This is a genomic window from Streptomyces sp. DSM 118878, from assembly GCF_052936595.1.
Map to the genome: position 1 here is coordinate 5,052,470 of NZ_CP193622.1, position 22,588 is coordinate 5,075,057.

A 22,588-nucleotide genomic window follows, 5' to 3' on the forward strand; every position below is an offset into this window, starting at 1 on the left:
CTTGGTTGTCGTCGTTCGCTTGTTGGAAGGGACGTCATGCTTGATCACCTCATCAAGGGGGCGACCGTCGTCGACGGGACCGGCGCCCCCGCCCATGTCGCCGACGTCGGGCTGCGGGACGGGCGAGTGGCCGTCGTCGCCGAGCCGGGGGCCGTCGTCGAGGAGGCGCGGTCCGGGGAGGATGCCCGGGGGCTCGTGCTCGCGCCCGGCTTCGTCGATCCGCACACGCATTACGACGCCCAGCTCTTCTGGGACCCGTACGCCACGCCGTCGCTCAACCACGGCGTGACCACCGTCGCCGGCGGCAACTGCGGCTTCACGCTGGCGCCGCTGCATCCGGGGCGCCCCGAGGACGCCGACTACACGCGGCGGATGATGTCCAAGGTCGAGGGGATGTCGCTGGTCGCCCTGGAGGAAGGGGCGCCCTGGACCTGGAACTCGTTCGGGGAGTACCTGGACGCCCTGGAGGGGCGCGTCGCCGTCAACGCGGGGTTCATGGTCGGGCACTGCGCCCTGCGGCGCCACGTGATGGGCCCCGACGCGGTCGGCGGGCAGCCGAGCCCCGCCCAGCTCGACGCGATGGTGCGGCTCCTCCACGAGGCGATGGACGCGGGCGCCTGGGGGCTCTCCACCACGCAGTCCACCACCCACTCCGACGGCGACGGGCAGCCCGTGGCCTCCCGCCACGCCGGGCCCGACGAGCTGCTCGCGCTCTGCCGTGCCGTCGCCGGACACGAGGGGACGCAGCTCGAAGCGATCGTCACCGGGTGTCTCGACCAGTTCGGCGACGACGAGATCGAGCTGCTCGTCGGGATGAGCGCGGCCGCGGGACGCCCCCTGAACTGGAACGTGCTCACCATCGACGCCGCCGTCCCCGAGCGCGTACCGCGCCAGCTCCTGGCCAGTGAGCGGGCCCGGGACGCGGGGGGCCGCATCGTCGCCCTCACCATGCCGATCCTCACCCCCATGAACATGTCGCTCGGTACGTTCTGCGCCCTCAACCTCATCCCCGGCTGGGGCGACGTCCTCGGCCTGCCCGTGCCCGAGCGGATCGCCGCGCTGCGCGACCCGGCGGTCCGCGGGGAGATGCTGCGGCGCGCGGACAGCAAGGAGGCGGGCGTCTTCCGGCGGCTCGCCCGCTTCGACCGCTACGTCATCGGGGACACGTACAGCGAGGCGAACGAGGGCCTCACCGGGCGCGTCGTCGGCGACATCGCCGCCGAGCGCGGCCAGGAGCCCTTCGCGTGCCTCGTCGGGATATGCGCCGCCGACGAACTGCGCACCGTGCTCTGGCCGATGCCCACCGACAACGACCCCGACTCCTGGGCGCTGCGCGCCGAGACCTGGCGGCACGAGGACGTGATGCTGGGCGGCTCGGACGCGGGCGCGCACCTGGACCGCATGTGCGGGGCCCCGTACACGACCCGGTTCATCGGCGACTGCCTGCGCGGCCGGAAGCTGGTCGGCCTCGAAGAGGCGGTCAAGATGCTCACCGACGATCCGGCGCGGCTGTTCGGGCTTCGCGAGCGAGGGCGGATCGCCGAGGGCTTCCACGCCGACCTGGTCCTGTTCGACCCGGAGCGGATCGACGCGGGCAAGGCCACGCTCGTCCACGACCTGCCCGGCGACAGCCCCCGCCTGGACTCCAAGGCCATCGGCGTCAACGCGGTCTGGGTCAACGGTGTCGAGGCGATCCGCGAGGACGTCGTCACCGGGGCCGTGCCCGGCAAGGTCCTGCGCTCCGGCCGCGACACGAGGACGGTGAGCACCAAGTGAGCCTCCGCGAGGATCCGCAGCGGCTGTTCATCGGCGGCGAGTGGGTGGCGCCGGGCAACGGGCACTACGAGGTCGTCGACCCGGCGAGCGAAGAGGTCGTCGGACTCGCGCCCGAGGCGAGCCCGGAGCAGGCGTACGCGGCCGCCGCCGCCGCCCGCGAGGCCTTCGCGGGCTGGTCCCGTACGGACCCCGAGGAGCGGTCCGCGATCCTGTCCCGCGCCGCCTCGGTCATGCGGCGCGACAGCGCGGCGCACGCGGTACTCGCCCAGGCCGAGACCGGCGCGACGACCGCCACCGCGCGCGGCATGCAGGTCGCGGTGGCCGTCGCCCGCTTCGAGCGGTACGCGAAGGGCGCGCTCGAACCGGTGGAGTCCGCCCTGCCGCCGCAGATCAACGAGGCCGGGCCGATGGGGAAGGCGGGCGTCATGGGCGCGCTCGCCGTGCGCCAGCCGGTCGGCGTCGTCACCTGCGTCACCTCGTACAACAACCCCTGGGCGAACGCCGCGGGCAAGGTCGCTCCCGCGCTGGCCATGGGCAACACGGTGGTGGTCAAGCCCGCCCCGCAGGACCCGCTTTCCGTCTACCGGATGGCGGCCGCCCTGGAGGAGGCGGGCGTCCCGCCCGGCGTCGTGAACGTCGTCTCCGGCACGGACGTCGCCGTCGGCGAGGCGGCCGTCGGCTCCCCGGACGTCGACATGGTCAGCTTCACCGGGTCGACCGCGGTCGGGCAGCGCATCGGCGAGGTCTGCGGCCGTGACATGAAACGTCAGCTCATGGAGTTGGGCGGCAAGGGCGCGGCGATCGTCTTCGACGACGCGGACCTGGCCGCGGCGGTGGCCGGCATCGGCACCACCTTCTCCTTCTACAGCGGCCAGATCTGCACCGCCCCGACCCGCGTCCTCGCGCAGCGCGGCGTGTACGAGCGGCTCATCGAAGGGCTGACGGCGTATGTCGGGCGGCTGCCGGTCGGTGACCCGCGACAGCACGGCACGATCGTCGGGCCCGTCATCTCGGCGGCGCACCGGGACCGGATCGAGTCGTACGTGGAACTGGCCCGCAAGGAGGGCGCCCGCGTCGCCGCGGGCGGCGAGCGCCCCGCGGGACCCGGCTTCGGCAGCGGCTTCTACGTCGCCCCGACACTCCTCGCGGACTGCACCCACGACATGCGGGCGGTCCGCGAGGAGATCTTCGGCCCGGTGGTCACGGTCATCCCCTTCGACGGCGAGGACCCCAAGGCCCCGGACGCGGCCGAGGAGAGGGCGATCGCGTTGGCCGACGACACCGACTACGGCCTCATCGACTACGTCTTCTCCGGCGACGTGGCCCGCGCCTTCCGCGTGGCCCGCCGCCTGCGCGCGGGCGGCGTGGGCGTCAACACGGTCGGACGCAACATGGAGGCCCCGTTCGGCGGCTTCAAGAAGAGCGGCGTGGGCCGGGACGTGGGTTCGTACGCCCTGCACGCGTACAGCGAGACCCAGGCGATCGTCTGGCCGGGGTGACGTGGCACGAGCTAGCCCGCGCGGCCCAGGAAGATGGGGTTCGTGAAGGCTCGCAGGGGGCCGGGGAGGCCGGGGGCCGTCGCCGGGTGGCGGACCTCGGCGCGGGCGTAGGCCGCGTACGACGCCGTCGTGTGCCAGACGAGCGTGCCCTCACCCGAGGCCGGCAGCGCGGGGCCGGTGTGCAGGACGCCCTGGTCGGTGACGAAGCGGGGAGTGCAGCCGGGGGCGCCGCGCACGTCCAGGCGGATCGTGAGCGGGGTGTCGCGGTCGACGTCCAGGCGTTCGCCGATGCCCGCGTGCCTGCCCTTGCCGCCCGCCGCCGAGAAGGACAGAACCACCTCCTTGGATCCGGCGACGTAGGAGTGGCCACGGCGCAGGCCCTCCAGGATCGCTTCGCGGGTCAGGTCGTCGGCGAGGACCACCGTCTGCGGGCCGCCGACCGGGTCGGGGTCGCGGTGGGCGTCGCTGTTGCCCATCGCCGGGATCCACGGCCGCCCGCCGCGTACGGAGGCGACGAGCTGACTGTCCCAGTCGGCGAGCGCGATCTCGTCGTCCGGCGTGTACGGGCCGTTCCAGGCCTCGATCACGTCCGCCTCGCCGAAGCCGAACTTCCAGTTGCAGCCGACGCAGGTGGCGTGCGGGTGGGCGGGGACGACGAGGCCGCCCGCCTCGCGGATCTGCCGGGCGTACTTGCCGAAGCGGTTGTCGCGGGCGCGGTAGCGCCAGTCGATGAACGTGCCGGGGTCGGTGCCGAGGGCGACCACGTGGCCGTTGCGGGTGGTGACCTCCTCGCCCAGCATGATCAGCAGGTCGTCGCCCGCGTGCTCGGCCCAGTGGGCGTGCGCGGAGTGGGTGTTGTGCTCCGAGCTGTTGATGAAGTCCAGCCCGGCGGCGCGCGCCGCCGCGGCGACCTCGGCGAGGGTGCGTCTGCCGTCGGAGTGGACGGAGTGCAGGTGGCAGTCGCCGCGGTACCAGGCGCGGCCACGGCCCTTCGCCCGCTCCGGCGGGTGGACCGGCCGCGGGGTCGTGCCGGGCGCCCCGTAGGCGAGCGTGATGGTCACCTCGTAGGGCAGGCCCTCGGGGGCGACCGAGTACGGGCCGAGCGCGATGTTCCAGGTGCCCGCGCGGACCCGGCCCGGGATGTAGCCGGGCGTGGCCGCGTCGGCGCGGATGAAGAACTCCGTGCGGGCGCCGCCGGACCAGCCGCGGAAGCCACGGCCGCCGAGGTCCGTGCCGCGCTCGTCGAAGACGCCGATGTCCAGGGCGTTGCCCTGGGTGCCCGCCGGCACGGACGGCTTCTCGTACGTGTAGGCGACGTGGAGCTCGCGGACGCCGTGCGGCACTTCGACGGGCAGGTAGACGAAGTCGGGGGCGCCCGGCGGCAGCGTCCCGCGGACCGTCTTCGTCTGCTTGCCGCCGGCCGGGGCGCGCCGCTCGGCGCCGCTTGCGAAGCTCACGGTGCCCAACGTAAGCGCGGCGGCGGCTCCCGTCACGAACAATCCGCGCCGGTTCAGGCCGGACGCGTCCTTCGCCGGGCCCGACGTGCTCTCGTGGTGTACGTCCTCACACATGCTGCGGCTCCCCAGGGTGTCGGTGGTGACGTGGGTGGTGCGTGCAACCCTGGTATTCAGCCGTTAACTCTGCGGCAAGGGAAGGTGATTGGCGCAAGGACTTCGAGGGCGTGTCGCGCCCGGAAGGGCCATCAGGCACAGTCAGTGCCCCACACCGACGCTCCCGGAGGCACCCGTGCGCATCTCGGCGACGCTGTACCTGACGGACGGCACGATCGGCCCCGCCCAGCTCGGCCGTGAGCTGGAGGGGCGCGGCTTCGACGGCCTCTACGTGCCCGAGCACACGCATATCCCCGTGCCCCGCGAGACCGCCTACCCCGGCGGTGACCTGCCGCCCGAGTGCGCCCGCATGCTCAGCCCGCTCGTCGCCCTCGCCCAGGCCGCCGCCGTCACGGAGCGGATCGCGCTCGGTACCAACATCGCCCTGGTGGCCCAGCACGACCCCATCGACCTGGCCAAGCAGATCGCGACCCTGGACCACCTCTCCGGAGGTCGCTTCACGTTCGGCGTCGGCTACGGCTGGAACCGCGAGGAGGCCGAGGACCACGGGGTGCCGTGGCCGAGACGGCGGGCGGTCGTGCGGGACCGCCTCGCGCTGATGCGGGCGCTCTGGTCGGACCGGCCCACGGAGTACGAGGGGGAGTTCGGCTCGGTGCGGCCCAGCGAGGTGCATCCGAAGCCGTCCCTGCCGCCCCGCAAACGGCTCGGCAAGGCTCCGCTGTACGGCCCGCGCACGCTGATCGGCGGCGCCGCGGGGCCCGGGCTCTTCGCGCACATCGCGGAGTACGCGGACGGCTGGATGCCGATCGGCGGCAGCGGGCTGCGCGAGGCGCTGCCGGTACTGCGCGCCACGTGGGCGCGGGCGGGGCGCGAGGCGGACGACCTGTACGTGGCGCTGACCGGCGTGGCCCCCGAGCCCGGGAAACTCGCGCACTACGCGGAGCTGGGCGTCGACGAGGTGATCGTGCAGCTCCCGGCGGCCGGGGTAGCGGAGGTCAGCCGGGCGCTGGACGGCATGCGGCGGTACGTGACCCCACGGGAGTGAGCCAAGGCGTGGGGCAAGAGTGAGGCAAGGCGTGGGGCGAGGGTGAGGCGTGGCGGAAAAGGGGCGGAAGTGCCTGTTCGCGTCGTGTGTGACCGCTCGTATGCTCGGGGACATGACCAACAGCGCGCAGCCCCCCGAGGCCGGACGACCCACCGCGAACGCCATGCGCCGCGCGCTCAGGCGGGCCAGGGACGGGGTGGCGCTCGACGTGAGTGAGGCGGCCGTGCTGCTCCAGGCGCGCGGCGAGGACCTGGACGACCTCACGGCCTCCGCGGCGCGGGTGCGGGACGCGGGTCTGGAGGCGGCGGGGCGGCCGGGCGTCATCACGTACTCCAAGAGCGTGTTCATCCCGCTCACCCGGCTCTGCCGCGACAAGTGCCACTACTGCACCTTCGTGACCGTGCCGGGCAAGCTGCGCCGGGACGGCCACAGCATGTTCATGTCCCCCGACGAGGTCCTCGACATCGCCCGGCGCGGCGCCGAACTGGGCTGCAAGGAAGCCCTGATCACCCTCGGCGACAAGCCGGAGGACCGCTGGCCCGAGGCCCGCGAGTGGCTGGAGGCCGAGGGGTACGACGACACCCTCGCGTACGTCCGTGCCATCTCCATCCGCATCCTGGAGGAGACCGGGCTGCTGCCGCACCTCAACCCGGGCGTCATGTCCTGGACGGACTTCCAGCGGCTCAAGCCGGTCGCGCCGTCCATGGGGATGATGCTGGAGACCACCTCCGAGCGGCTGTGGAGCGAGCCGGGACAGCCGCACTTCGGCTCGCCCGACAAGGAGCCGGCGGTGCGGCTGCGGGTCCTCGAGGACGCGGGCCGCTCGTCGGTGCCGTTCACCAGCGGGCTGCTCATCGGCATCGGCGAGACGTACGAGGAGCGTGCCGACGCGCTGTTCGCGCTGCGGCGGGTGGCACGGGCGTACCACGGCATCCAGGAGCTGATCATCCAGAACTTCCGTGCCAAGCCGGACACGGCGATGCGCGGCATGCCCGACGCCGAGATCGACGACCTGGTCGCGACCATCGCCGTCGCCCGGCACATCATGGGGCCCTCGGGGAACATCCAGGCGCCGCCGAACCTCATCGCGGGCGAGTACGAGCGGCTCATCGGGGCGGGCATCGACGACTGGGGCGGCGTTTCCCCCGTCACGATCGACCACGTCAACCCCGAGAAGCCGTGGCCGCGGGTGGAGGAGCTGGCCGAGCGGTCCGCCGCGGCGGGCTTCCGGCTCGCCGAACGGCTCTGCGTCTACCCCGAGTTCGTCCAGCGCGGTGAGCCCTGGCTCGATCCGCGGCTCCTGCCGCACCTGCGGGCCCTCGCCGACCCGGAGACCGGCCTCGCACGCCCCGAAGCGGTCGTCGAGGGCCACCCCTGGCAGGAGCCCGACGAGGGGTACGTGGCGTCGTCGGGCCGCACCGACCTGCACCGCACCATCGACACCACCGGGCGCACCGCCGACCGGCGCGACGACTTCGACGAGGTGTACGGCGACTGGGAGGCGCTGCGCGAGCGTGCGGCACCCGGCATGGTGCCCTCCCGCATCGACGGCGACGTGCGCGCGGCCCTGAAGCAGGCCGCCGACGACCCGACGAAGCTCACCGACGACGAGGCGCTGGCGCTGCTGCACGCCGACGGGCCCGCGCTCGACGCGCTCTGCTCCGTCGCCGACGACATCCGCAGGACGGTGAACGGCGACGACGTCACGTACATCGTCACCAGGAACATCAACTTCACCAACGTCTGCTACACCGGCTGCCGCTTCTGCGCCTTCGCCCAGCGCAGGACCGACGCCGACGCCTACACGCTCTCCCTCGACCAGGTCGCCGACCGGGCCGAGCAGGCCTGGGGCGTGGGGGCCGTCGAGGTGTGCATGCAGGGCGGCATCCACCCCGACCTGCCGGGCACCGCCTACTTCGACATCGCGCGCGCCGTGAAGGAGCGCGTGCCGGGCATGCACGTGCACGCCTTCTCGCCGATGGAGGTCGTCAACGGCGCCACCAGGACGGGCCTGTCGATCCGGGAGTGGCTCACCGCCGCCAAGGAGGCGGGGCTCGACTCCATCCCGGGGACGGCCGCCGAGATCCTCGACGACGAGGTGCGCTGGATCCTCACCAAGGGCAAGCTGCCGACGGCCACCTGGATCGAGGTGATCGAGACCGCGCACGAGCTGGGCATCCGGTCCTCGTCCACGATGATGTACGGGCACGTGGACCAGCCGCGGCACTGGCTCGGCCACTTCCGGACGCTGGCGGCCGTCCAGCGCACGGCGCTGGCCAAGGGCGTCGGCGGCTTCACGGAGTTCGTGACGCTGCCCTTCATCCACACCAACGCGCCCGTCTACCTCGCGGGCATCGCCCGGCCAGGACCGACGACCCGCGACAACCGGGCGGTGACGGCCATGGCGCGCGTGCTGCTCCACCCCTACGTCCCCAACATCCAGACGAGCTGGGTGAAGCTGGGGCAGGAGGGCGCCGCCGAGATGCTCAGGTCCGGCGCCAACGACCTCGGCGGGACGCTGATGGAGGAGACCATCTCCCGGATGGCGGGTTCCAGTTACGGCTCCTACCGGTCCGTCGAGGACCTCGTCGCCATCGCGGAGGCGGCGGGCCGGCCCGCGAAGCCGCGGACGACGCTGTACGGAGAGGTGCCCGAGGAGCGGCAGCGGGCCGCGGCGGCCTCGGACGGGCACCTGCCGGAACTGCTGCCGCTGGCGGACTGAGAGCCCAGGCTCCGAGAAAAGCGGCGGCCGGGGATGGCCAGAAGCCACCCCCGGCCGCCGCCGTGCCTCAGTGGGCCGGAAAACCGGCCTCATGAGGCCAGGGCCTCAGTGGCCCAGGAACACGCCGAACTGCACGCCGCCCTTTTCCCGGGCGCCGATCGCCGCCGGGCCGAAGGATTCGATGCCGGTGGTGGTCAGGCCGTTCGCGGAGCCGCGCAGGTGCCAGATCGCGCCGGAGGCGGCGTAGGTGCCGGCCTCGCCGGGCGCGCCCACCGTCAGGTCGGCCTTGCCGTCCTTGTTGGTGTCCGAGAGCAGGACGGTGCCGCCGAACTTGTCGCCCTTCTCGGAGGCGCCGGGGACACCGGCCTTCGACTGGTCGAAGGCCTGGGCGCCGGTACCGGTCAGGCCGGTGCGGGAGCCCTTGAGGATGACGACGCTGCCCGCGTCGGCGGTCGTGCCGATGTCCTCGTTGGGGACACCCACGGCCACGTCCGCGTAGCCGTCGCCGTTCACGTCGCCCGCGCTGATGGCGGAGCCGAACTGGTCGCCCTTCTCGCCGGCGCCGGGCACGCCCGCCGTGTCCTGGGTGATCTTCGTGGTGCGGGACGAGAGACCGGACGCCGAGCCGTAGCGGACGAGGACCGTGCCCTCCTGGTCGGGCAGGTCCTCCAAGTAGTCACCGATGTCGCGGGTGACGAAGTCCTTGTAGCCGTCGCCGTCGACGTCCGCGACCGCGCCGCCGAGGGAGGGCGCGAGCTTCTGCGGGGTGGTGGACACCCCGTTCTTGCCGCCCTTCCAGAGCTTGCTGTCGTACGCCATCTCCTCGAAGCCGTGGCTGGTGACGATGTCGTCGGCGCCGTCGCCGGTCACGTCGCCCACGACGAAGTCGCTGGGGCCGAACGTCACGCTCGTGGCGACCTGCTGGGTGCTCGCGGCCTTCCCGTCCCGCTTGAAGGGACCGTACGCGATGGTCATGCCCTTGTCGTCGTTGTCCATCGGGTCCTCGGGCTCCGGGTACTCCGACGTGACCAGGTCGCCCTTGCCGTCGCCGTTGAAGTCACCGGCGGTGAGGCCCGCGCCGTTCGAGGCCAGCGTGGCGCTGCCCGAGCCGGACAGGCCCTGGGCGGAGCCCCACAGGACGACGGGCTTCTTGCCGCCGTTGACCACGAGGTCGGTGTAGCCGTCACCGTCGAAGTCGGCGGCGGCCGTCTGGGTGCCGAAGTGGCCGCCGTCGGCCGCGGAGCCGGGTACGCCCGCCGTGGCGCGGCTGATGGTGACGGCCTTCGCCTTGTCGGGGCCGTTCGCCGAGCCGTACACGATGGAGACGCTGCCGGGGACGTCACTGTCGTAGCTGCCCGGGGCCGAGATGGCGAGGTCGGCGTACCCGTCCTTGTTGAAGTCGACGACCGGAGCCTTCGCGGCGCGTGGGGCGGCGGACGCGGTGCCCGCGGTGGCGGCGATGGCGAGAGGTGCGGTGAGTGAGGCGACCGCCACGGCGGTAATGAGACTGCGACGCACGTGCATGTCCTCCTGTGGGGAAAGTGTGTTGCACAGCTAGAGACGCGCGTTCCGCGGAATCGGTTGTACATCGCAGGGACTTTTATGGTGCAGGCGGAATTAACTGACCGTTCAGGGCCCGCGAGTTGGCTGTCCGGCGGCCGACGCGGGCCCGGACGGCCGTCGGCGGAGGGCACTCGTGGCGGCTGCGAAGCTTTCGTGAACGTCGTTCAAAAGCCGCCTCACGGGCGACTCTTCGCATACCACATGACGTCCCGATCGATCAGCCGTGGTCGATTACAGTGCTGCGCAGTCGCAACCGGTCGAGGCACGGAGGGAGGTCCCGGTGGGCACTGCAACAGCCACCGGTGTCTGGGGCCGAGCCGAGCAGCAGGACTTCCGCAGCCGGGTGCGCGGCACGCTCCTCGGGGCCGCGGTCGGCGACGCCTTCGGGGCGCCCCTGGACGGGCTCTCCCTGGACGGCATACGCGAGGAGTACGGGCCCGACGGCCTGACCGAACCGGCGCCCGCGTACGGCAGGCTCGGCGCGGTCACCGCCGCCACGCAGCTCACCCTCTTCACGGTCGACGGGCTGATACGCGCCCAGGTGCGGCGCGACACCGGCGCCTGGCATCCGCCGACCGACCTGCACCGCGCCTACCGCCGCTGGGCCGCCACCCAGAGCGACTGGGGCCCGGACGAGCGGCGCAAGGAGGACGGCTGGCTGGCCCGCGAGGAGTGGCTGTACGCGCGGCGCGGCCCGTCCCGCGCCTGCCTCCTGGGGCTCGGCAACGACGTCATGGGCACTCTGGAGACCCCCAAGAACCCCGACGAGCGCGGCCCGGAGGCCGCCGTCAGGTCCGCGCCCTTCGGGCTGCTCGTCGGCTGGGAGCCGCAGCTCGTGCTCCAGCTCGCCGTCGAGTGCGCCGCCCAGACCCACGGCCACCCCGCGGCGAGCCTGGCGGCGGGCGCCCACACCGTCATCCTGCACGGCCTCGCGCGCGGGGACTCCCCGGACGGCGCGATCCAGCGGGCCCTGGCCCTGCTGGCCGCCCGCCCGGGCCAGCAGCCCGTCACGGAGGCGCTGCGGCACGCCCTGGGCGCTGTCCGCCAGGGCCTGCCCACGGCGGCCCGGGTGGAGGAGCTCCTTGGGGAGGGCACCGCCGAGGGCGCGCTCGCCGTCGCCGCGTACTGCGCCCTGGTCGGCGAGGACGTCCGCCACGGGGTGCGGCTTGCCGTCAACCACGGCGGGCCCTCCTCGGCGACGGGCGCGCTCACCGGGGCGCTGCTCGGCGCGCTGCACGGCGAGACCGCGCTGCCGCCCGGCTGGCTCACGGAGCTGGAGGGCCGGGCGACGGTCCTGGAGCTCGCGGACGACTTCGCCATGGAGATGACCCAGGGCCCCGCCCTGCACGGCCCCGCGGCCTCCTCCCCCGGCTGGCTCACCCGCTACCCCCGCGCTTGATCAGTCCTTCACGGGCGTGCGCGCCGCGTCGTCCAGGGGCTCGGCGGGGGAGGGGACGGCCGCCGCTGACTGCGAACCGTCGTCGTCGGTGTTGATGCGCTCGATGAGCGCGTCCCGCTCCGGGGTGTCCTCCGGCTTCACGTAACCGATGACGATGTAGAGGATGAGCGAGACCGCCAGCGGGATCGACACCTGGTACTCCAGGGGGACACCGCCGTCGACCGCGTCGTTGATCGGGAAGTTGACCAGGTAGAAGGCGACGAGACCGGCCCCCCAGCTACTCAGGGCCGCGGTGGGCCCGGACTTGCGGAAGGTGCGCAGCAGGCCCAGCATCATCGGGATCGCGATGGGGCCCATGAGACCGGCGACCCACTTGATGACGACCGTGATGATGTCCTTGAAGGTCGGGGAGTTCACCTGTGTCGCGACCGCCATGGAAAGGCCCAGGAAGACCACGGTGGTCAGGCGGGCCGCGAGCAGGCCCTTCCGCTCGTTCCACATCCGGGCCTTCGCGGAGAACGCCGGCGCCACGTCACGGGTGAAGACGGCGGCGATGGCGTTGGCGTCGGAGGAGCACATCGCCATGGTGTGCGAGAAGAAGCCGACGATGACCAGGCCGAGCAGGCCATGTGGCAGGAGCTGTTCGGTCATCAGGGCGTACGAGTCCGAGCCGTCGGGCTTCTTGGCGTCGACGAGCAGCGGCGACATCCACATGGGGAAGAAGAGGACGACGGGCCAGACCAGCCAGAGGATCGCGGAGAGCTTCGCGGAACGCGCGGCCTCCTTGGCGTTCGCGGTCGCCATGTAGCGCTGCGCCTGGTTGAGCATGCCGCCGTTGTACTCGAAGAGCTTGATGAACAGGAAGGCGAGCAGGAAGACCGTGCCGTACGGGCCGACCAGCGGCTTTCCGTGTCCGGCGAGCTCGGGCTCGTCCCAGACGCCGAAGAACCCGCCGAACGGGCCGAGCTTGGAGACGACGGCCACGAACATGGCGATTCCGGCCAGGAGCTGGATGATGAACTGGCCGAGTTCGGTCAGGGCGTCCGCCCACAGGCCGCCGATCGTGCAGTAGATCGCCGTGATGACGCCGGTGATCAGGATGCCCTGGTTCAGCGAGATCCCGGTGAACACCGAGAGCAGGGTGGCGATCGCCGCCCACTTGGCGCCGACGTCCACGATCTTGAGCAGCATCCCGGACCAGGCCAGCGCCTGCTGGGTCTGCAAGTTGTAGCGGGACTTGAGGTATTCGAGCGGCGACGCCACGTGCAGCCGGGAGCGCAGCCGGTTGATGCGCGGCGCGAAGAGGCGGGCGCCGATGGCGATGCCGAGCGCGATGGGGAACGACCAGGTGACGAAGGACGTCACGCCGTAGGTGTACGCGATGCCGGCGTAGCCGGTGAACATCACCGCGCTGTAGCCGGACATGTGGTGCGAGATGCCCGACAGCCACCAGGGCATCTTGCCGCCGGCGGTGAAGTAGTCGCTGACGTTGTCGACCCGCTTGTGGGACCACACGCCGATCGCGACCATCACGCCGAAGTAGCCGATGAGCACGGCCCAGTCGAGACTGTTCATATGGCCCTCCAGGGGTCCGCCTGGTGAACTGCGCAGAGATGGCTCGCACTTCGCCAGTACCGGGCGACGGGAGCCCGATCGCCCCCGGAAGTGCCCGCTCATCGTGGGTTCGGCCACACCTCCCCGACAACCGCACGGCAGGTCAAGGGAGAGTAAAATCGTTCGTTTAGCTGACTTGCGTTCATGTACGTGACTACGGGGTAGCGGGTTCAGGGCATGAAAAAGCGCCCCCGAAGGGGCGCGGGAAGCCGGTGTCAGCGCATGAGTTCCCCCGCGTTGACCAACAGGGACTGCCCCGTGATGGCCCGCGCCCGGTCCGAGGCGAGGAACGTCACGGCGTCGGCGACGTCACCGTCGGTCGCCAGTTCCGGCAGCGCCATCCGCGAGGCCAGGCGGTCCAGGACGGCGGCCTCCGGCACCCCCTCGGTCACCGCGGTGAACCGGACGTACGCCTCCACCGGCGGCCCCCACATCCACCCCGGAAGCACGGTGTTGACCCGGATCCGCCGCGGCCCCAGTTCCCGCGCGAGGGAGTACATCGCCGAGGTCAGGGCCCCCTTGGACGCCGCGTACGCGGCCTGGCGGACCTGCGAGGGCGCCGCGACGGCGGACTGCGTACCGATGAAGACCACCGAACCGCCCCGCCGCTCCTTGAGCGCGGGCAGGCACGCCCGCGTCATGCGCAGCGTCCCGAGCAGATTCACGTCCAGCACGCCGCGCCAGGTGTCGAAGTCGGCGTCCTCAAGGCCGCCGAAACAGCTGTCCCAGGCGGCGACGTGAACGACCGCGTCGATCCCCCCGAACCGGTCGACGGCCAGCCCGGCCAGGGCGTCGCACTGCCGCTCGTCGGTGATGTCGGTGGCCAGATGGGCGGTGCGCGCCCCCTCGGGGTCGATCTCCGCGGCCGACTTGGCGAGGTTCGCCTCCGTGCGCGCGCCGAGCACGGCGTTGCCCCCGTCGCGTACGACGGCCGCCGCGACCCGGTGGCCGAGCCCCGCGCCGACGCCGGAGACGACGACGGTCTTTCCCCGAAGGAGCGACGACGGCATGGGCGCCTCCCGGCTCTGGCAGTTTCGCTGACGGGGCGTCAGAGTATGGGCGCGCACCGGAGGAAGGAAGAGGGAGACAGGGGAGAGACATGGCCGAGGAGACCCGCAGTGACGTCTACGCCGAGCTCGCCGCCGTCGGGCCCTACGGCGTACGCCCGGGGCACGCCCTGATCACCATGGTCGAACCGCACCCGGGGCACGAGTACGCGTACAACCGCTGGTACGAGGACGACCACTACTACGCGGGCGCGATGGCCATGCCCTGGATGTACGCCGGGCGCCGCTGGGTGGCCACGCGGGACCTCCAGCTCCTGCGGCGCCCCGAGAAGTCCGCGGTCGCCGAGCCGGTCACCGCCGGGTGCTACCTCTCCACGTACTGGGTGACGGAGGGCCGCTACGACGACCACATGAAGTGGACCGTCGGCATCAACAAGCGCCTCAACCGCGACGGCCGCGTCCACCACGACCGCCGCCACGTCTTCACCGCCTTCCAGGACCACGAGGCGACCGTCTACCGCGACGGCGCCGCGGGCCCGCGCGACTTCCACGCGCTCGACCATCCGTACCGCGGCCTCGTCCTCGAAGTGATCGACGCACAGGACACCGCGCGGCGGGCGGAGCTCCTGGAGTGGCTGCGCTCCCGGCACCTGCCGCGCGCCCTGGCCGGCTCGCCCGCCGCGATGGTGACGATCTTCCGGCCGACGCCGCTGCCGGGCGACCGGATGACGTACGTGAAGCAGGTGGAGGGCATCGGCACCCGCCTGACGCTGCTGTGGTTCCTCCAGGAGGACCCACGCGAACGCTGGGAGGCATGTTTCGCCGGGCGGGAGGAGACCGTGGCCGGGTCCGGACTCGGGCGCCTCGAACTTCTCGCGCCGTTCATCCCGACCGTGCCGGGGACGGATCTGTACGTGGATCAGCTGCGTTGAGAAAGGGCCGAGCCCCCTCGGCCGGGACGGCGGGCCAGTCGAGAGGGCTCATACGTGTTGCCCGTGCGAGGGCGCTGCCGCGTCACGCGAGATCGGCGGACCCCCGGCTCACCCCGCTGACGAACGCGTTCCAGGAGTCGGCGGGGAAGGCGAGCACCGGCCCCTCGACGACCTTGGAGTCCCGCACGGAGATGCCGGTCTCCACCGGGGACTTGACCTCGACACACGCACCGTTCCCGGTGGAGTACGAAGACTTTACCCAGGTGTTCGACGAGCCTCGCTGAATTGCCATGTCTGCTCCGGTTGCCCAGTTGGTGAGTTGCTGGCCGCCGCGTGACCGCGGTCGGCGCCGACGTGCCTGCTCGGTGCGGGCTCGATGGCGTGAACGACGCTACTCGCCAACATCGTCCAGTGAGGGAGGCGTTCACTCGGTCGGATGGCATATTCCAGGTGGGTCTTCCGCCTCGCCCGGGCGAGGGTGTACCGTGCGGAAACTTTCGCCGGGACGGTCATCTCGGGCCGGACATCAGGCGGCGTACTCCTTGACGATCTCCGCGATGAGCCGGCGCGACTGCTCGACGTTCAGCGCCTGGGCGCGCAGATGCTCGTACATGACGCTGTACTGCTGCACGTCGTTCGCCTTCTCCAGGTACAGGTCGCTCGTGACGCCCTCGATGTAGACCACGCTGGAGTCGGCCGCGTCGGGGAACTCCAGGATCGCGTACTGGCCGTTGAGGCCCGGGTGGGCGCCCATCTCGAAGGGGATGACCTGCACCGTCACGTGCGGGAGCTGGGACTGCTCCACGAGGTGTTCGAGCTGCTCGCCCATGAGACGGCGCGAGCCGACGACGCGGCGCAGCGCGGACTCGTCCAGAACGGTCCACAGGCGCAGCGGGTTCTCCGGCGCGGAGATACGTTCCTGGCGGCGCATGCGCACCTGGACGCGCTTCTCGATGTCGGTCGGCGTCGTCTCGGGGAGCGCGCCGGTGATGAGCGCCTCGGCGTACGCGCGGGTCTGGAGCAGCCCCGGCACGACCTGCGGGTCGTACACGCGCAGGGACGCGGCGTCCGTCTCCAGACCGATGTAGACGCTGTACGGGATGTCGCCGAAGGAGTGCCACCAGCCTTGCTGTCGCGAATCCTTGGCCATTTGCATGAGGGAGTCGACGATGCGGTGGTCCTCGACCTCGTAGACCCCGCACAGGTCGCGGACGTCCCGCTGGCTGATCGACCGGCGGCCGTTCTCCAGGCGGCTGATCTTCGACTGCGAGACGAGCAGCCGCTCGGCGACCTCCTCGGCCGTCATGCCCTTGAGCTCACGGAGCCGACGCAGCTCCTGGCCGAGACGGCGTCGCCTGACGGTGGGATTGACATTGGACGCCACGGGACGTGCACCTCCGGCTTGGCTGCCTCGAATTTACGTATCTACTGCTCAGCAGAGTGCCACCAACGTGTGCGGCACCGCTGGGAAACAGCGGATGTACGGAATCGAGGGAGATGTCGGGGGTGCGGGTGGCCCTGCGGTCGGCCCTGTGGCGTCAAGCGGGTGTGTGGCCGCGCGGAGATGGTGCCGGACCGTCACCCGGACGGTCCGGCACCACTCCCCGCGCGGCTCAGCGGCTCCCGAACCGGGCCCGGGGGACTGCGGTGCGGCGCTGATGCGGGTGGTGCAGGTGATGCTGGTGGTGCGGATGATGCTGATGGCGCTGGTGGTGCGAGCGGTGCGGTGGTGCTGAGCGGTGCTTGGTGCTGAGCGGTGCGTGATGAGCGTGATGTTCCTCGGCGGGCACCCGGCCGTGCCGGGCGGTCACGCCGTACTCAGTGGGCCACGGCGCGTGCCATGGACCCGCGGCGCGGCTGCATCGGAATCCGGTCGGAATCCGTTGCCGCCCTGGCCGGCTGCCGTCCCACGGGACCCGGGGGGCCCGCCGGCGCGGCGCTGCGGCGCGGCTGAGCCGCCACGCCGTTCTGGACGTCCATCACGGCGTGCGCCACGAGGCCGCCCATGGGGTCGTGCCTGATCAGGTCCCGGAGGCGGGAGCGCGATGAACGCCCCTCGTTCCCGGGGTAGAGATGCTTGCCGAGACCGACCGCATGGGCCAGCGCGGCGAGCGCCGCGGTCCGCGGGTCCGGCGGTACACCGGTGCGGATCGCTGAGTCCAGCCGGGCCCTGATGTCCCGGCTGATCGCCGTCTCCGTCGCTTGGTAACGCGTCGTCGGCAGCACTCCGCACATCTGGCCCGCCACGGCATGCACCATGCCGCACCGCTCCAGATGCGAGAGGTAAATCTGGCGCAGCCCCAGTCGGGGCCCGCCGATCCAATGGACGGCCCGAACCGGGCTGCCGCGCCTGCGCAGCAGTTCCAGTGCGGAGTCCAGAGTCGGATCTCCGGTCGGCCGTGGCATCACCACGGCTATACGATCCCCGTCAGGGGCTATCCGTCCGGCCAGTGCCAGCTCTACTAGCTGCGCTCCGGCCAGACCCAGGTCGAGCGACTGCGGCTGCGCTGTGGTACCCGTGGCCGGGTCCAAAGCGAGCAGCAGAAGCTCCTCCGGAATTGTTCTGCGGCTCCTGCCCATCCATGCCTCCCCGCGTGGATGAATGACAGGGTGACCCCTCTCACATTGGTCTGTCGAGAGCGCGTGGGTGGTCTGTACGGGAACCAGTAGGTATGTCGTTCTCGTCTACCACGGGGGTTAAGCCCTCACACAGGACACTGGTACACGGTTCGGACAGTGGGGTCCGGCCGGATTTGGCGCACGGCGAGCACACGGTCAGCATTCAGCATCGGCATACGGCATGGCGTACGAGGAGGCATCGGTGGCGGGCGAGACCCCCGACAGGTCGAAGCAACGGAAGTCGTCGGGGAAACCGACTGCGGCGTCTGCGCCGGCAGCGGAGGAACGGGATCCGCGGCTCGCGGTGGCCCGGGAGGTTCCGGCGGCGCGGGAGGACCGGGCCTCGGGCTCCCCGGAGCCCGCCGAGCCGACGGAGGCCTCCTCGGAGACCCCGGCGGCCGCCGGGGGCGGCGAAGGCGGCGACGCACGGCTGCGGGACGCCGTGGCGGCGTGGGTGGCCGGAGACGAGGACGAGGACCCGTCCGAAGCGGCGGAGGCTCCCGCCAAGGGTGCCGCGAAGCCGGAGGCTCCCGCCAAGGGGGACGCGAAGCCCGAGGCTTCGGCGAAGCCTCAGGATGAGAGTGCGGGAGAGGCCGAGCCCGCGGACGCGAAGCCGGGCGCTGAGGCGAAGCCGGACGTCGAAGACGCGAAGCCGGACGTCGCTGAAAAGACCACGGCTTCGGCGAAGCCGGCTGCCGCAGCGAAGCCTGGGGCGGACTCGAAGCCGGGCGCGGACCCGAAGCCGAAGCCTGACGCCGACGCGAAGTCTGGCGCGGACCCGAAGCCGAAGCCTGGCGCGGATGCGAAGCCCGACGCCGCAGCGAAGCCGGACGTCGACGCGGACCCGAAGCCCGACGCCGACGCGAAGTCTGCCGCGGACCCGAAGCCGAAGCCTGGCGCCGACGCCAAGCCCGACGCCGACACGAAGCCCGACGCCGACACGAAGCCCGGCGCCGACGCGAAGCCCAAGGCCCCGGCCAAGCCCGACGCCCCCGCCAAGCCCGACGCCGAGCCCGACGCCGACGACGCCAAGTCCGACGCCGAGGCCCCCGAGGACGACGCGCCCAAGGCGTCCGGTGTCGATCAGGCCACCGCCGTCTTCAAGGCCCCCGTGCCGCCGAGGTCCGTCGACCAGCCGACGACCATGCTCAAGATCGGCGACCACAAGGACGCCAAGGAAGCCAAGGACGCCAAGGAAGCCAAGGACGCCAAGGACGCCAAGGAGCCCAAGGACTCCGAGGGCCCCAAGTGGGCGAAGGGCCCGCAGGGGCCGCGTGACAAGAACGATTCTGCAAAGGGTGCTGCAAAGCGCGAGGGCGACGCCGAGCGGACCAGTAAGTTCGTCGCGCTCAAGCCGCTCGACGGCCCGCCGGCGAGGCCCGCGGCCCCCGCCCCGAAGGCCGAGCCCAAGGTGCCGGTGCAGGCGCCCCCGCCAGTGGAGCGGACGACCCAGCAGCCCCTTCCGCCCCGCCCGCCGATCGACCTGCTCGCCGAGCTGACCAACACCCCGCCGCCTCCGGAGACCCGCGTCCGCACCGCCGTGCGCCGGGTCAAGATCTGGACGCCGCTGGTGCTGCTCATGGTGGTCGTGTTTGCGGTCGTACAGGCCGTGCGCCCGCTGCCGGCGCCGACCCTGACGCTCACCGCGCAGGAGTCCGTCTCCTTCGAGGGCGGCAAGCCGTCCATGCCGTGGCCGGGTCAGGGCCAGGCCGCGATGGACGTCAACGGCATCGGCACGTTCGGCACGTCGGGTGACCAGAAGCCCGTGCCGATCGCGAGCATCGCCAAGGTCATGACGGTCTACGTGGTCCTCCGCGACCACCCCCTGAAGAGGGGCGAGGACGGCCCGGCCATCCCGGTCGACGCCGCCGCGCAGAAGCACTACGAGACGGGCAAGGCGGAGAACGAGTCCGTCGTCAAGGTCACCGAGGGCCAGAAGATCACGCAGTACGAGGCGCTCCAGGCGGTCATGCTGCCGTCCGCGAACAACGTCGCCAAGCTGCTCGCCCGCTGGGACGGCAAGAGCGGCTCCGAGGACGCGTTCGTCGCGAAGATGAACGAGACCGCCAAGGAGCTGGGGATGAAGAACACCCACTACACGGACCCCAGCGGCCTGGACAAGACGACCGTCTCCACCGCCGAGGACCTCGTGAAGCTCGGCCGCGCGGCCATGAAGGACCCGGTCTTCAACGAGATCTCCCGCCAGCCCAGCTACAAGGACCTCAACGGCGACAAGCAGAACAACTTCTTCGGGCTCGTCCCGACCGTCGCCATCGGCATCAAGACCGGCACCACCACGGCCGCGGGCGGCAACATCCTCTTCGCCGCGGAGAAGAAGGTCGGCGGCGAGACGCAGACGATCATCGGCGCCGCCCTCGGCCAGTACGGCAAGAACGGCGTCGCCAACATCGACGAGGTCACCGGCGTCGTACAGAAGCTCATCGGGGCCGGCAAGGACGCGCTGACCTCCAAGACCATCGTCAAGAAGGGTGACGTGGTCGGCCAGGTCGACGACGGTCTGGGGGGCACGACCCCGGTCGTCGCCACCAAGGACGTCGCCGCGGCGGGCTGGGCCGGTCTCACGGTGAAGCTGCACCTGACGGAGAAGAAGGGCGAGCCCGTGCCGCACTCGGCGAAGGCGGGCACCGAGGTCGGCGTGCTGAGCGTCGGCGACGGCAAGGGAGACGCCGTGAAGGTGCCCGTCGCCCTCCAGAAGGACCTCGCGGAACCGGGCTTCGGCGCCAAGCTGCAGCGCGTCGGCTGACGCCCGGCGAGAGCCCGCGCGACGTACGCGGGGGGAGGCCCGGGGGGAGACCCCGCCCCGGGCCTCCCCCCGCGTCTGCGTGCTAGCGTCACAAGCTCGGGGGGCAGTACGCCGGGGCCGAGTACGGGGTGGACCGGGACGGACCCTCATCGGATCGCACCCGGCGCCTGTCGGAACCACGGACGACACGGGGAGAGCCAGCAGTGGCCACAGCGGAGCCGACGCGCGCCGACGACGACGCACAGCCGGACAGCGGCAAGGACGAAGGCCCCGGCGGCGCCGGACGAATACCGCTGCCGTCCCCGGAGCCCGCCCGTAAGGCTTCCCGGATCGCCACGCTGACGGAGCGCGCCCACCGGCACCCGGTGATCACCGTGACGCTGCTGGCCGCCGTGCTGCACCTCGTCTGGTTCTTCATCTTCGCCAACGGCGGCGGCGACCTCGCGGCGCAGGACGCCTGGGCCGAGTTCGTGGGGCGGCACCCCGACTCCGCGTACAACCTCGCCTGGTACGGCGGCATGCACCCGGTGTCGTACAGCGTCATCTCGCCGTATCTGATGTCGGTGCTCGGCGTGCGGACGACGATGATGATCGCCGGGACGCTCTCCGCCGCGCTGCTCACGATGATCCTCATCCGCAGCCGTGCGGTGAAGCAGCCGCTGTGGCCCGCCCTCGCGGGCGTCTTCGCGCTGTTCTGCAATGCGGTCTCGGGCCGTGTCACCTTCGGCCTCGGCCAGATGTTCGCCCTGATGGCGGTCGCCGCGGTCTTCTGCTGGCCGTACCGCTGGCGCTACAAGCGGTGGGCGAAGGCCCTGGTGGCCGCGCCGTTCGCCGCGCTCGCCACGATGGGCAGCCCGGTGGCGGGGCTCTTCGTCGGAATGGTCGCCGTCGCGCTCTTCCTCAGCAAGCGCTACCCCGGCGCGTACGCGCTCGGCGTCGCGCCCGCGATCGTCGTGGGCCTCTCCGCGTGGCTCTTCCCGTTCTCCGGCACACAGCCGATGTCGTTCGGGTCGGCGTCGCTGCCGCTGCTCTTCGCCGTGATCGTGTACTACGCCGTCCCGAAGGACTGGAAGACCGTACGGATCACGACGGCCGTATACGCGGCCTTCGTGCTCGGCGTCTGGCTGATCAGCTCGCAGATCGGCTCCAACATCACCCGCCTCGCGATGTCCTTCACGGGCGTCGCCCTCCTCGCCGCGCTGCCGTACCTCGTGCCGAAGTCCCGCATCTGGTACGTCGTCGTCGTGGCCCTCGTGGGCTTCACCGGGTGGATCGGCTTCAAGTCCGTCGACGACATCGTGCACACCCACGCCGCCGCCTCCTGGACGCGCGAGGTCTCGCCGCTGGTGAACGAGCTGAAGGAGCGGGGCGCCGCCAAGGGCCGCGTCGAGGTGGTGCCGGCCCGCAACCACCGCGAGGCGTCCGCGCTCCCCGCGTACGTACAGCTCGCGCGCGGCTGGAACCGCCAGGCCGACATGGAGCGCAACCCGCTCTTCTACGACGACACCCTGAACTCCGCGAACTACCACGAGTGGCTCCAGCGCTGGTCCGTGCATTACGTGGCGGTCCCCAAGGGCGAGCCCGACGGCGACGGCGGCAAGCGCGAGACGCAGCTCATCACGGACGGCCTGCCGTACCTGGAGCAGGTGTGGGTCGACACCAACTGGCGGCTGTACGAGGTGACCGATCCGAGGCCGCTCGCCGAGCCGAACGCCGTGGTGGAGCGCGCGGAGCAGGGCGAGATGACCCTGCGCGTGCAGAAGCCGGGCCGCATCCTGATCCGCATCCCGTACTCCCCGTGGCTGAGTGTCGTCGACGCCAAGGGCAAGGGCGTCGAGCAGCCCAAGGAGACCGAGGCGTCCAAGCGGGACCGGCAGCGCGACGAGTCGCTCCCCAAGAAGTACGCCAACGTCCACGGCTGCCTGCTCGAAGCCGAGGAGGACCACCACGGCGACGAGTGGGTCGAGCTGCTCGCCCCGAAGGCGGGCACCTACCGGCTCGGCTCGCCGTACCAGATTCCCCGCGGTACGCCCTGCCCGGAGGAGATGCGCCGCTGACCGGCGCGCACCACAGGCTC

General features: G+C 71.7%; 15 protein-coding genes. 8 read left to right on the plus strand and 7 right to left on the minus strand.

Features of this window, described 5'->3' with window-relative positions; translation table 11 throughout:
- Positions 1 to 36: 36 nt before the first annotated feature.
- Both ACRAKF_RS22600 and ACRAKF_RS22605 read left to right on the plus strand, forming a co-directional pair.
- Positions 37 to 1,776, plus strand: coding sequence for an N-acyl-D-amino-acid deacylase family protein (locus tag ACRAKF_RS22600; RefSeq protein ID WP_447039132.1), 1,740 nt, complete (start codon positions 37 to 39; stop codon positions 1,774 to 1,776).
- Positions 1,773 to 3,275 (plus strand): aldehyde dehydrogenase family protein, encoded by a 1,503-nt coding sequence (locus ACRAKF_RS22605; protein ID WP_447039133.1) that lies wholly within the window; start codon positions 1,773 to 1,775, stop codon positions 3,273 to 3,275. Before ACRAKF_RS22600 ends, ACRAKF_RS22605 begins: the two co-directional genes overlap by 4 nt.
- Before the next feature lie 11 nt (positions 3,276 to 3,286).
- Here the strand turns inward: ACRAKF_RS22605 and ACRAKF_RS22610 are convergent, their stop codons facing one another.
- The gene (locus ACRAKF_RS22610) at positions 3,287 to 4,846 is read right to left on the minus strand and encodes a CehA/McbA family metallohydrolase (RefSeq protein WP_447039135.1); all 1,560 of its coding nucleotides are present in this window, start codon (positions 4,844 to 4,846) and stop codon (positions 3,287 to 3,289) included.
- Between the two features lie 175 nt (positions 4,847 to 5,021).
- On the opposite strand from ACRAKF_RS22610, the gene ACRAKF_RS22615 reads away from it, so the two are divergent.
- Both ACRAKF_RS22615 and ACRAKF_RS22620 read left to right on the plus strand, forming a co-directional pair.
- On the plus strand, positions 5,022 to 5,891 hold the full coding sequence (locus tag ACRAKF_RS22615; protein ID WP_447039136.1) for a TIGR03619 family F420-dependent LLM class oxidoreductase: 870 nt from the start codon (positions 5,022 to 5,024) through the stop codon (positions 5,889 to 5,891).
- Positions 5,892 to 6,003: 112 nt separating this feature from the next.
- Positions 6,004 to 8,613, plus strand: coding sequence for a bifunctional FO biosynthesis protein CofGH (locus ACRAKF_RS22620; protein ID WP_447039137.1), 2,610 nt, complete (start codon positions 6,004 to 6,006; stop codon positions 8,611 to 8,613).
- 105 nt (positions 8,614 to 8,718) lie between these two features.
- Here the strand turns inward: ACRAKF_RS22620 and ACRAKF_RS22625 are convergent, their stop codons facing one another.
- Entirely contained in the window at positions 8,719 to 10,137 is a 1,419-nt protein-coding gene (locus tag ACRAKF_RS22625) for an FG-GAP-like repeat-containing protein (RefSeq protein ID WP_447039138.1), read from the minus strand.
- A gap of 319 nt (positions 10,138 to 10,456) precedes the next feature.
- Here ACRAKF_RS22625 and ACRAKF_RS22630 point away from each other — a divergent pair, with 319 nt between their 5' ends.
- Positions 10,457 to 11,575 (plus strand): ADP-ribosylglycohydrolase family protein, encoded by a 1,119-nt coding sequence (locus ACRAKF_RS22630; RefSeq protein WP_447039139.1) that lies wholly within the window; start codon positions 10,457 to 10,459, stop codon positions 11,573 to 11,575.
- Here ACRAKF_RS22630 and ACRAKF_RS22635 read toward each other — a convergent pair whose 3' ends face one another.
- Positions 11,576 to 13,150 (minus strand): sodium:solute symporter family protein, encoded by a 1,575-nt coding sequence (locus tag ACRAKF_RS22635; protein WP_447039140.1) that lies wholly within the window; start codon positions 13,148 to 13,150, stop codon positions 11,576 to 11,578. It abuts the gene before it with no gap.
- Positions 13,151 to 13,404: 254 nt separating this feature from the next.
- The gene (locus ACRAKF_RS22640) at positions 13,405 to 14,199 is read right to left on the minus strand and encodes an SDR family oxidoreductase (RefSeq protein WP_447039142.1); all 795 of its coding nucleotides are present in this window, start codon (positions 14,197 to 14,199) and stop codon (positions 13,405 to 13,407) included.
- An 89-nt stretch (positions 14,200 to 14,288) separates the two neighbouring features.
- Between ACRAKF_RS22640 and ACRAKF_RS22645 the strand changes: the two genes are divergently transcribed.
- Positions 14,289 to 15,128 carry a hypothetical protein gene (locus tag ACRAKF_RS22645; protein ID WP_447039143.1) on the plus strand — a complete coding sequence of 280 codons (840 nt, stop codon included), beginning with the start codon at positions 14,289 to 14,291 and terminating at the stop codon, positions 15,126 to 15,128.
- An 82-nt stretch (positions 15,129 to 15,210) separates the two neighbouring features.
- Here ACRAKF_RS22645 and ACRAKF_RS22650 read toward each other — a convergent pair whose 3' ends face one another.
- The 3 genes from ACRAKF_RS22650 to ACRAKF_RS22660 form a co-directional block, all read right to left on the minus strand.
- A complete protein-coding gene (locus ACRAKF_RS22650; protein ID WP_447039144.1) occupies positions 15,211 to 15,420 on the minus strand; it encodes a DUF397 domain-containing protein in 210 nt (69 codons plus the stop codon).
- A gap of 234 nt (positions 15,421 to 15,654) precedes the next feature.
- Positions 15,655 to 16,512, minus strand: coding sequence for a helix-turn-helix domain-containing protein (locus ACRAKF_RS22655; protein WP_447039145.1), 858 nt, complete (start codon positions 16,510 to 16,512; stop codon positions 15,655 to 15,657).
- Positions 16,513 to 16,946: 434 nt separating this feature from the next.
- Entirely contained in the window at positions 16,947 to 17,708 is a 762-nt protein-coding gene (locus tag ACRAKF_RS22660; protein ID WP_447039146.1) for a GOLPH3/VPS74 family protein, read from the minus strand.
- A 343-nt stretch (positions 17,709 to 18,051) separates the two neighbouring features.
- On the opposite strand from ACRAKF_RS22660, the gene ACRAKF_RS22665 reads away from it, so the two are divergent.
- Entirely contained in the window at positions 18,052 to 20,511 is a 2,460-nt protein-coding gene (locus ACRAKF_RS22665) for a D-alanyl-D-alanine carboxypeptidase (protein WP_447039148.1), read from the plus strand.
- Between the two features lie 203 nt (positions 20,512 to 20,714).
- The gene (locus ACRAKF_RS22670; RefSeq protein ID WP_447039149.1) at positions 20,715 to 22,568 is read left to right on the plus strand and encodes a glycosyltransferase family 87 protein; all 1,854 of its coding nucleotides are present in this window, start codon (positions 20,715 to 20,717) and stop codon (positions 22,566 to 22,568) included.
- Positions 22,569 to 22,588: the final 20 nt, after the last annotated feature.